The following is an 8705-nucleotide window of genomic DNA, read 5'->3' as shown; positions in this document are numbered from 1 at the left end:
TTACTTACATAATGAACAGATGAACGTACACAATAAAAGACGAAAGGGGAGGATCATATTGAACCATACAGTTGAATCAATTATGACGCGCCAAGTGGCAACGGTTACACCAGATCAATCCGTTCAAGAGGCGGCACAACTTATGAATGAGCATAACGTTGGCGCCATTCCTGTTGTTGAAAACGGAAAGGTAAAAGGGATGGTTACTGACCGTGACATTACCCTTCGCATCACAGCGCAAGGGTTGAACCCTTCGACGCCCGTTTCACAAGTAATGACAAGCGATGTCGTGACAGGGACGCCAAGTATGAGCGTTGACGAAGCAGCAAAAGTCATGGCAAAAAACCAAATTCGTCGCTTACCAATCGTACAAAATAACGAGCTTTGCGGCATCGTTGCGCTTGGAGACATCGCGACAAATCAAACGTATGATGAAGCGGCAGAACAAGCGCTATCCGAGATTTCTGAACCTTCATATCATTAAACGAGAAAGGAGCTTCTTTACGCAAGAGGCTCCTTTTTATCGATGAAAAAGGAATTTGAACAAAAGTAGGAGAATAAATTACAATGAGCAATGATATGGAGGGATAAACATGACTTGGAAAGTGGTATACGAGCGCTGGAGGGAAGCACAATTAGACGAAGAATTACGAGCTCATTTGGAACAACTAGAGAAAGATGAAAAGTTATTGGAGGATTGCTTTTATAAAACGTTAGAGTTTGGCACCGGTGGCATGCGCGGGGAAATCGGACCGGGAACGAATCGAATGAATATATATACGGTGCGCAAGGCATCGGCGGGATTAGCGCGCTATATCGAGTCGTTTGGAGAGGAAGCAAAAAAACGAGGAGTTGTGATCGCATACGATTCACGCCATAAGTCGCAACAGTTTGCGATGGAAGCAGCAAAAACGCTTGCGACGCATGGCATTCAAACGTATGTGTTTGATGAGCTTCGCCCGACACCTGAGCTTTCGTTTGCGGTGCGTCATTTACGCGCTTTTTCCGGCATTGTCATCACTGCAAGCCACAATCCACCGGAGTATAACGGCTATAAAGTATACGGAGAAGATGGGGCGCAATTGCCGCCACACATCGCGGATGTTGTTATTGAACATGTCAACGCCATTGAAAATGAATGGGAGCTTGCAGTGGAAGAAGAAGACGTATTAAAAGAAAAAGGACTTATTCAAATCATTGGTGCACAGATCGATGAGGCATACATACAGAAGTTAAAAACGATTTCTCTTCGCCCTGAACTGGCGAATGAAGTCGACGTGAAAGTAGTGTTTACACCGCTTCACGGCACGGCAAATAAGCTCGTTCAACGCGGATTAAGGGAATTTGGCTACGACAACGTGTTTGTTGTGAAAGAACAAGAGCAACCTGATCCGAATTTTTCAACGGTGAAGTCCCCGAATCCAGAAGAACATGCAGCGTTCGAGTTGGCAATTGAGCTTGGCAAGCAAGTCGATGCTGATATGTTAATTGCGACTGATCCTGATGCGGATCGTTTAGGCATTGCAGTTAAAAACGATGAAGGGGAATACGTTGTTTTAACAGGCAACCAAACAGGCGGTGTATTGCTTCATTACATTCTTTCACAAAAGAAAGAAAAAGGAATGTTACCGAAAAACGGGATTGTATTTAAAACAATCGTCACATCTGAATTTGGACGTGCAATCGCCCGGTCATTCGATATGGAAACGATGGATACGTTGACGGGGTTTAAATTTATTGGTGAAAAAATTAAACAGTACGAACAAACAGGCGAGTATGTATTTCAATTTGGTTACGAAGAAAGTTATGGCTATTTAATCGGCGACTTTGCCCGCGATAAAGATGCAATTCAAGCGGCCGTTTTAGCTGTTGAAGTATGCGCGTTTTATAAAAAGCAAGGCTTATCTTTATATGAGGCGCTGATGCAATTGTTTGAGCAATACGGATATTATCAAGAAGGGCTTCGTTCATTAACGCTCAAAGGAAAAGAGGGAGCGGAGCGCATTGAATCGTTATTGGCTACGTTTCGCTCGGAGCCACCGACTATTGTTGCCAATCAGCGTATAGTCATTCGCGAAGACTATAAGACGAGCGAACGAGTGCATGTGGAAACAGGAGAAAGAGAAAATATCGATTTGCCGAAGTCGAACGTATTAAAATACGTATTGGAGGACGGCTCGTGGTTTTGCGCGCGTCCGTCTGGAACGGAGCCAAAGATGAAGTTTTATTTTGGAGTAAAAGGACAAACATTGACGGAGGCGAAAACGAAGTTAGAACAGTTAGAAACGGCAGTCATGGAGCGTGTATATGCATTAACAGCTGATAAGGTGTAGTACCTTATCGGTTGTTTTTTGCATAGGGTGAGGGTAACATAAAAGCGACAACATAGAGAGGATGTGTTCAACATGTTACAAGGACAGGTTGCGATTGTGACGGGGGCGTCACGCGGCATCGGTTTGGCAATCGCACATGCGTTGGCTAAGCAAGGAATGAAACTTGCATTAATCGGGAGTTCATCCGATATTCATCGTGTTGGCGAACAGTTGAAAGAGGCAAAAACATTTCAAGCGGACGTATCTAATGAACAACAAATGAACGAGGTCGTCGCGGAAACTGTTGCCACATTTGGCCGCATTGATTTGCTTGTAAACAATGCAGGCATTGGTGTATTTAAGCCTGTGGAAGAAACGACAGTCGAAGAGTGGAGACGTCTATTTGAAGTGAATGTACAAGGTGTGTTTATCGGGACGAAAGCTGTACTTCCACACATGAAAAAACAACGTTCCGGCACGATTATTACAATTTCATCCGATGTCGGCCGTTACACGATTGCAAATGGTTCGGCATATACGGCGACAAAATATGCCGTTCAAGGATTTTCAGGAAGTGTGGCGCAAGAAGTGCGTTCATACGGCATTCGCGTTGGTACGATTAATCCAGGTATGGTCGATACATATTTCGCTAATTCGACTCAAGGCTTGCCTGAAAAAGCGGATTGGCTAAAAGGAGAAGACGTTGCACAAGCTGTCGTATATATGGCAAGCGCGCCAAAACATATGACGGTTGATGAAATTGTATTACATCCGCTTATTCAAACATATCCAGTCGTATAAGGAAAGCGAAAGGAGTTTATTCCTTTCGCTCTAATCATCGTATTGCATCGTCCATGTCGGCTCTTGTTCGTATACGTCTAACGCGTGATCGATATAGCGCAACAAGGCGTTCAATCGTTTTTGAACGACGGTGTAATCTTTTTCGAAGTTATATGCATGAAGAAACTGTTCAATTTTTTTCGAAAGCAAATCGTCTTTTGTGCGTACCATAAGAATAAGCAAGTGATCCCATTCAGATCGGTACGTATAGTAAAGCGCCTTATCATAATCGGCTGTATGCAACGCAAACCCTCCTTATCGTGAGGAGCTATATGTAGTTTATGAAAAGATGGCCTTTTTTTTCGCTGTAAATGTTGTGTGATTTGGTAGAGGAGAGTTGGCATGGAGAAACACGTCGCATATTATGAATCACCGATCGGTTGGCTACAAATAACGGGAACGAATGAAGGCATTGAACGCGTGGATGTGGTAGAACGGTGTGGCGAGCAGAAGGAAAATGTACCAACTTGTTTCATGCGTTGTATCGAAGAACTTGAGCAATACTTTCAGAAAAAGCGCACATCTTTTTCCGTTCCACTTCGGCTCATTGGTACTCCATTCCAAATGCGTGTATGGGAAGCATTACAGACGATTCCTTACGGACAAACGGTTTCGTATGCTCATATTGCCAAACAAATTGGAAATCCGAAAGCTGTTCGAGCGGTCGGAAATGCTGTCGGCAATAACCCGATGACCATTATCGTTCCTTGTCACCGCGTTGTGCGTACAGGTGGAAAGCTCGGTGGATATGCATGGGGAGTAGAGATGAAAACGTGGCTACTTAAACACGAAACGCGCTGAATGATCAGCGCGTTTGCCCTAACAACCATTTGGCGTATGGGGAGTTGGCAGGTAAAATGACGACTGTATCTTCGCCAATCGTTGTTTTGTACGACTCGAGCGTGCGATAAAAGGAATAAAATTCAGGATCTTTTGCGAATGTTTCGTTATAAATGCGCGCCGCTTCTTGTTCGCCCGATGCACGAATGCGTTCTGCATCGGCTTGCGCTTTCGCGAGCATCTCTTTTACTTCGCGGTCTGTTTGGGCGATAATACGTTGTTTTTGCGCATCCCCCATCGACAAATATTCTTGCGCTTTCGATTCGCGTTCGGAAATCATTCGTTTATACACAGATTGTTCGTTTTCTTCTGGCAAGTCAATGCGCTTCATTCGTACATCAACGACGCGAATACCATAACGATCTTGTTGCAAGAGCTCGTTCACTTTTGCTGTTACTTCATCGTTTAAGCTACCACGCGATGATTTTTCATCGTTAATAATTTCATCATAATTTAACCGTCCAAGTTCGGTGCGAACGATCGAGAAAATAAATTCATCCATTTTCGATTCTGCATTTTCTAATGTGCGGGCATTTTGAATCATTTCTTTCGGATTTGTAATTTCCCAAATAGCATAATGATTGACAAGAATTCGTTTTTTATCTTTTGTGTTAATTTCCGCTTCAGCAACGTCATAAAAAATTTGCGCTTTCGGTAGCGATGTGACGGTTTGAATGAACGGAATTTTGAACCGTAAACCTGGTGTTTGATCGATGCGAACGATTTCACCGAATTGGTGTACAACTTTATATTCATTTTCATGGACAATATATATGTTTGTTAAAGCAACGATCAACAGAAGGAGACCAATGCCGCCGCTCATGATGAAGCGGAACCATTTTTTCGGCATTTTATCTTTAAATGAAATGACGTTTTGATCGTCTTGGAAGTTTGTCATTCGTTACCACTTCCTTTCTCTGCCTTTTTCTCTGTCGTTTGTTTTTCGATCGGTTGAATTGGTAAATATTTTAGTGTATTCCCATCGTCATTCATAATGTAAATGCGCGTGTATGGCAACACTTGTTCAAGCGTTTCGATCATTAGCCGTTGTTTTGTAATGTCTTTTGCGTTTTTGTATTCTTCATATAAGGCGTTAAATTTTGCGACGTCTCCATATGCTTTTTCGATGCGTGCCACTTTATCTGCTTCCGCTTGGGAGATGAGTGCGTCTTTTTCCCCTTCGGCTTCTTTCGTCCGTTTGTTGCGGTATTTATTTGCTTCGTTAATTTTTGTGTTCATCGTTTCACGTGCGTCGGTAACGTTTGTAAATGCTTTGCGCACTTCATCGTTTGGTAAATCGACGTCTTGTAGCTTGACAGCTAAAATGGAAATGCCAATATCGTACTTTTTCATTAGTGCGGTCAGCGACTCGCGCACATCTGCCTCGATTTTTGCTTTGCCGGACGTCAAGGCATCATCAATTTTTGAACTGCCGATGACGCTGCGCAAAGAAGCAGACGTTGCATTGTACAAAATTTGCTCTGGCTCGTATGAACGGTAAAGAAATTTTGCAGGGTCAGTAATTTTCCATTGCACGACCATATCGGCAAGTACAATATTTTCATCACCTGTAATCATTTTTGTATCACCTTGATTCGAGGCGACAACCTTTCCGTTTTCTTCTTTATATCCAAACTGTAAGCTAAATGTCTCGCGCGATAATTTTTCTACTTTTTGAATAGGCCAAGGAAGTTTAAAATGTAGACCGGGTGTACTTACTTCTTCATCAATTTTACCGAATGTTAAAATAATTGCTTGTTCTGACTCATCAACGGTGTACCATGACGTCAAGGCAATGACGAGAAGAAAAATGCCTAAAATAGTACCGATGATGATGCCAGCAAGAGAACGTTTCTCCATATAAACCCACCTTTCTTGTTATTTATATGTATGTACGGAAAAAAAAGAAAAAAGTTTCAACAAAAAAGCTACTGATTGATTCAGTAGCTCATATATATTTTCGCTGTACGTTTCGTCCGTCGTATGTGAATAACGTCGTTTTGTTTTCGATGATCGTTTCGATGTGAACGGCACGCCCCCAAAGCTGATAAATGTATGGAAGCACTTTTTCTAAATATTTGACGTCAAGTTCAATTCCTTCGTACCAATGTTTTAAATACAGCTCCCCGTTGCGCATGTAATCGCCATCGTTGACTGTAATATATGGAAAGCCACCGTTGACGCGCATGTTCACGAGCTGATCGCGCACATGTTCCCAATGTTTATCAACGATTTTATAGTCTTTTCCTTGCTTTTGGAATAAATACATATCTTCACGCATGACGAGTTCTTTTGTTAAATAGTTGCGTAAAAACGAAATGTCCGATTCTAGCTCGCGCACTTCAAATATTTTTGCTCGTCCTGAACCTGGCTTGACGCCAAGCTTTTTCATGTCTTCGGTCGGATTGTCCCACCGTTGTTCGATATCTTCAAAAATTTTTAGTCCTAAGTAATATGGATTAATGCCGGTGCGGGAAGGTTGAACAACCCCGGCGTTTAATTTGGCAAATTCGATCGCTTCGTCGCTCGTTAAATCCATTTCTCGCAAAATACGTTGATGCCAATAGGATGCCCAGCCTTCGTTCATAATTTTCGTTTCAAGCTGCGGCCAAAAATAAAGCATTTCTTCGCGCATCATCGTCAAAATGTCGCGCTGCCATTCGTCAAGTTCACGGCTATATTCTTCGATAAATAGTAGCAAATCCTTTTCTGGATGTGGTGGGAACTTTTTTCGTTTTTTTCGAACGGGCTGTGTTTTTTTCTTTTCATCAAGCGACCATAAATCGTCATACGGGGACGGTTTGCGCGTTTCGTTCTCCTCTTCGTACACTTCCGTGTCGGCTAACGTCCATGCAAGCTTCGGGCGCAGGAGCGATGGATCAATATGTTCTTGAATAGCTAATACGGCGTCTAAAAATTTTTCAACTTCTTGTTTCCCGTATTCGTGTTCGTAATGTTTAATTCGTTCCGCTGTCGCTGCCATGCTTTCAACCATATCCCGCTTCGTATTGCTGAAGCGAACGTTATTTTTAAAAAAGTCGCTATGGGCAAGGACATGCGCGACAATTAATTTATTTTGAATGAGTGTGTTCGTATTTAATAAAAATGCGTAGCACGGATCGGAGTTAATAACAAGTTCATAAATTTTACTTAATCCGAGGTCATAGTGAAGTTTCATTTTATGAAATTGTTTTCCAAAGCTCCAATGCGAAAAGCGTGTTGGCATCCCGTATGCTCCGAACGTGTAAATGATGTCAGCAGGACAAATTTCATAGCGCATTTCATAAAAATCAAGCCCAAACCCTTCAGCAATTTCTGTAATTTCCGCAATCGCTCTTTCTAACGCTTTTTGTTCATCTCGTTTCATCGCACTCCCTCCTTATGACAATGTATGAACGAGCGGATCATTTGATACGTCAGGAATGATTCATTGACTTTATATTTTCTTTCGTATATATTTAACTATGTTAAATATTTATATCATTAAAAAAAGGTGGGGTGTGTATGGAGCGGGCGCCGTTTACTGTACTCGTTGAGAGATTAGAGCATGCGTTTTCATTGGCCGTTCGCAAATTGGCCGCCGATTTAGCAAAGGAGGAAATCGGCTTAACGAAACCGCAGTTTTTTATTTTAAATTTGCTTTCAAAGCGCGGGAAATGTACAGTAAGTGAGTTAGCGGATGAAATGTTTGTGAAACCGAGCGCGATCACAACGATGATTGATCGCTTATATAAAAGCGGATTTGTGTTGCGAGAGCGGGATGAAGAAGATCGGCGTGTCGTGTATATTCAGCTGTCTGAAAAGGGAAGGCATATGCTTCAGCACGCACGGGCAGAGCGGAGAAAAATTATCGAGCGATATTTAAGCCAATTACAGCTTGAGGAGCTTGAACAGTTTGTTCATATTATCGAAAAAATTGTTGCGACAAACGAAAAAGAGGAGAAGTGATTAGAATGAAAGAACAGGCCGCGATACAAGCAAGCATGGCCAATATACAACAAAAGCGGGGCATTTTAATTACGGGATTACTCGTTGCAATGTTGTTTGGAGCGCTCGATGGGACGATCGTCGGGACGGCGTTGCCACGCATCGTTGGGGAGCTCGGTGGATTGAGCATGATGGCATGGTTGACAACCGCTTATATGCTCACATCGACAACGATTGTGCCGATTGCCGGGAAGCTCGCTGACTTATTTGGACGCAAGTCAATTTATATTTCAGGACTAGCGATTTTTATTATCGGTTCAGCGCTATGCGGCATGGCAAATACGATGACCCAACTTATCATTTTCCGCGCTATTCAAGGTATTGGTGGCGGTATTATGATGCCGATGGCAATGATCGTTATCGGCGATTTGTTTACAGGAGCAGAGCGTGCAAAATGGCAAGGTGTGTTTGGCGGCGTATTTGGATTAGCATCTATTCTTGGTCCACAAGTGGGTGGATGGATTGTTGATTCGTTAAATTGGCGCTGGGTGTTTTACATTAACCTCCCTGTCGGTATATTAGCGATTGTGCTCATCTCTATTGGTTTGCATAATCGACGCATGGCTGAACGAGTGAAGCTCGATTTAGTCGGCATGTTTACGATGGTTGTGGCAGTTGTTTCTTTATTGTTGGCGTTGACGTTTGGCGGCGATAAATATGATTGGCTGTCGTGGCAAATCATTTCTTTACTAGCTAGCTCGGTCGTTTTCTTCAGTTTATTTGTGT

10 protein-coding genes are annotated in these 8705 nt (G+C 42.7%); 6 read left to right on the top strand and 4 right to left on the bottom strand.

Annotated elements, in window-relative coordinates:
- The first annotated feature begins 19 nt into the window (after positions 1-19).
- The 3 genes from V7Z64_RS09895 to V7Z64_RS09885 all read left to right on the top strand — a co-directional run bounded on the left by V7Z64_RS09895 (position 20) and on the right by V7Z64_RS09885 (position 3113).
- Positions 20-484 (top strand): CBS domain-containing protein, encoded by a 465-nt coding sequence (locus V7Z64_RS09895; protein WP_297988004.1) that lies wholly within the window; start codon positions 20-22, stop codon positions 482-484.
- A gap of 109 nt (positions 485-593) precedes the next feature.
- Positions 594-2333 (top strand): phospho-sugar mutase, encoded by a 1740-nt coding sequence (locus V7Z64_RS09890; RefSeq protein WP_297987987.1) that lies wholly within the window; start codon positions 594-596, stop codon positions 2331-2333.
- A 72-nt stretch (positions 2334-2405) separates the two neighbouring features.
- The gene (locus tag V7Z64_RS09885; RefSeq protein WP_297987989.1) at positions 2406-3113 is read left to right on the top strand and encodes an SDR family oxidoreductase; all 708 of its coding nucleotides are present in this window, start codon (positions 2406-2408) and stop codon (positions 3111-3113) included.
- A gap of 30 nt (positions 3114-3143) precedes the next feature.
- Here V7Z64_RS09885 and V7Z64_RS09880 read toward each other — a convergent pair whose 3' ends face one another.
- Complete coding sequence (locus V7Z64_RS09880; RefSeq protein ID WP_003399009.1) at positions 3144-3395, bottom strand: YhdB family protein; 252 nt, start codon at positions 3393-3395, stop codon at positions 3144-3146.
- Between the two features lie 99 nt (positions 3396-3494).
- Between V7Z64_RS09880 and V7Z64_RS09875 the strand changes: the two genes are divergently transcribed.
- The gene (locus V7Z64_RS09875; RefSeq protein WP_297987992.1) at positions 3495-3953 is read left to right on the top strand and encodes a methylated-DNA--[protein]-cysteine S-methyltransferase; all 459 of its coding nucleotides are present in this window, start codon (positions 3495-3497) and stop codon (positions 3951-3953) included.
- Positions 3954-3957: 4 nt separating this feature from the next.
- On the opposite strand, the gene hflC is transcribed toward V7Z64_RS09875, so the two are convergent.
- From hflC to V7Z64_RS09860, 3 genes are all read right to left on the bottom strand, one after another.
- Complete coding sequence (gene hflC, locus V7Z64_RS09870; protein WP_297987994.1) at positions 3958-4890, bottom strand: protease modulator HflC; 933 nt, start codon at positions 4888-4890, stop codon at positions 3958-3960.
- Positions 4887-5852 (bottom strand): FtsH protease activity modulator HflK, encoded by a 966-nt coding sequence (gene hflK, locus V7Z64_RS09865; RefSeq protein WP_297987996.1) that lies wholly within the window; start codon positions 5850-5852, stop codon positions 4887-4889. The genes hflC and hflK overlap by 4 nt, the downstream gene beginning before the upstream one ends.
- 88 nt (positions 5853-5940) lie before the next feature.
- A complete protein-coding gene (locus tag V7Z64_RS09860) occupies positions 5941-7359 on the bottom strand; it encodes a SpoVR family protein (protein ID WP_297987998.1) in 1419 nt (472 codons plus the stop codon).
- A gap of 137 nt (positions 7360-7496) precedes the next feature.
- On the opposite strand from V7Z64_RS09860, the gene V7Z64_RS09855 reads away from it, so the two are divergent.
- The gene (locus tag V7Z64_RS09855; RefSeq protein WP_297988000.1) at positions 7497-7940 is read left to right on the top strand and encodes a MarR family winged helix-turn-helix transcriptional regulator; all 444 of its coding nucleotides are present in this window, start codon (positions 7497-7499) and stop codon (positions 7938-7940) included.
- A 5-nt stretch (positions 7941-7945) separates the two neighbouring features.
- A partial coding sequence (locus tag V7Z64_RS09850) for an MFS transporter (RefSeq protein ID WP_334110270.1) occupies positions 7946-8705 on the top strand: 760 nt, incomplete at its 3' end.

Origin of the sequence: Anoxybacillus sp., assembly GCF_036834105.1 — a bacterium.
In the GTDB taxonomy this organism is placed as follows: Bacteria; Bacillota; Bacilli; order Bacillales; family Anoxybacillaceae; genus Anoxybacillus.
Note: the sequence above shows the minus strand (reverse complement) of the source record. Positions and strands in the feature narration are given on the sequence as shown.

What these genes read in the sequence shown, in the direction of transcription:
- V7Z64_RS09895 (WP_297988004.1), top strand. Translation starts at nt 20, where the DNA reads ATGAACGTACACAATAAAAGACGAAAGGGGAGGATCATATTGAACCAT.
- V7Z64_RS09890 (WP_297987987.1), top strand. Translation starts at nt 594, where the DNA reads ATGACTTGGAAAGTGGTATACGAGCGCTGGAGGGAAGCACAATTAGAC.
- V7Z64_RS09885 (WP_297987989.1), top strand. Translation starts at nt 2,406, where the DNA reads ATGTTACAAGGACAGGTTGCGATTGTGACGGGGGCGTCACGCGGCATC.
- V7Z64_RS09875 (WP_297987992.1), top strand. Translation starts at nt 3,495, where the DNA reads ATGGAGAAACACGTCGCATATTATGAATCACCGATCGGTTGGCTACAA.
- hflC (WP_297987994.1), bottom strand. Translation starts at nt 4,890, where the DNA reads ATGACAAACTTCCAAGACGATCAAAACGTCATTTCATTTAAAGATAAA.
- hflK (WP_297987996.1), bottom strand. Translation starts at nt 5,852, where the DNA reads ATGGAGAAACGTTCTCTTGCTGGCATCATCATCGGTACTATTTTAGGC.
- V7Z64_RS09860 (WP_297987998.1), bottom strand. Translation starts at nt 7,359, where the DNA reads ATGAAACGAGATGAACAAAAAGCGTTAGAAAGAGCGATTGCGGAAATT.
- V7Z64_RS09855 (WP_297988000.1), top strand. Translation starts at nt 7,497, where the DNA reads ATGGAGCGGGCGCCGTTTACTGTACTCGTTGAGAGATTAGAGCATGCG.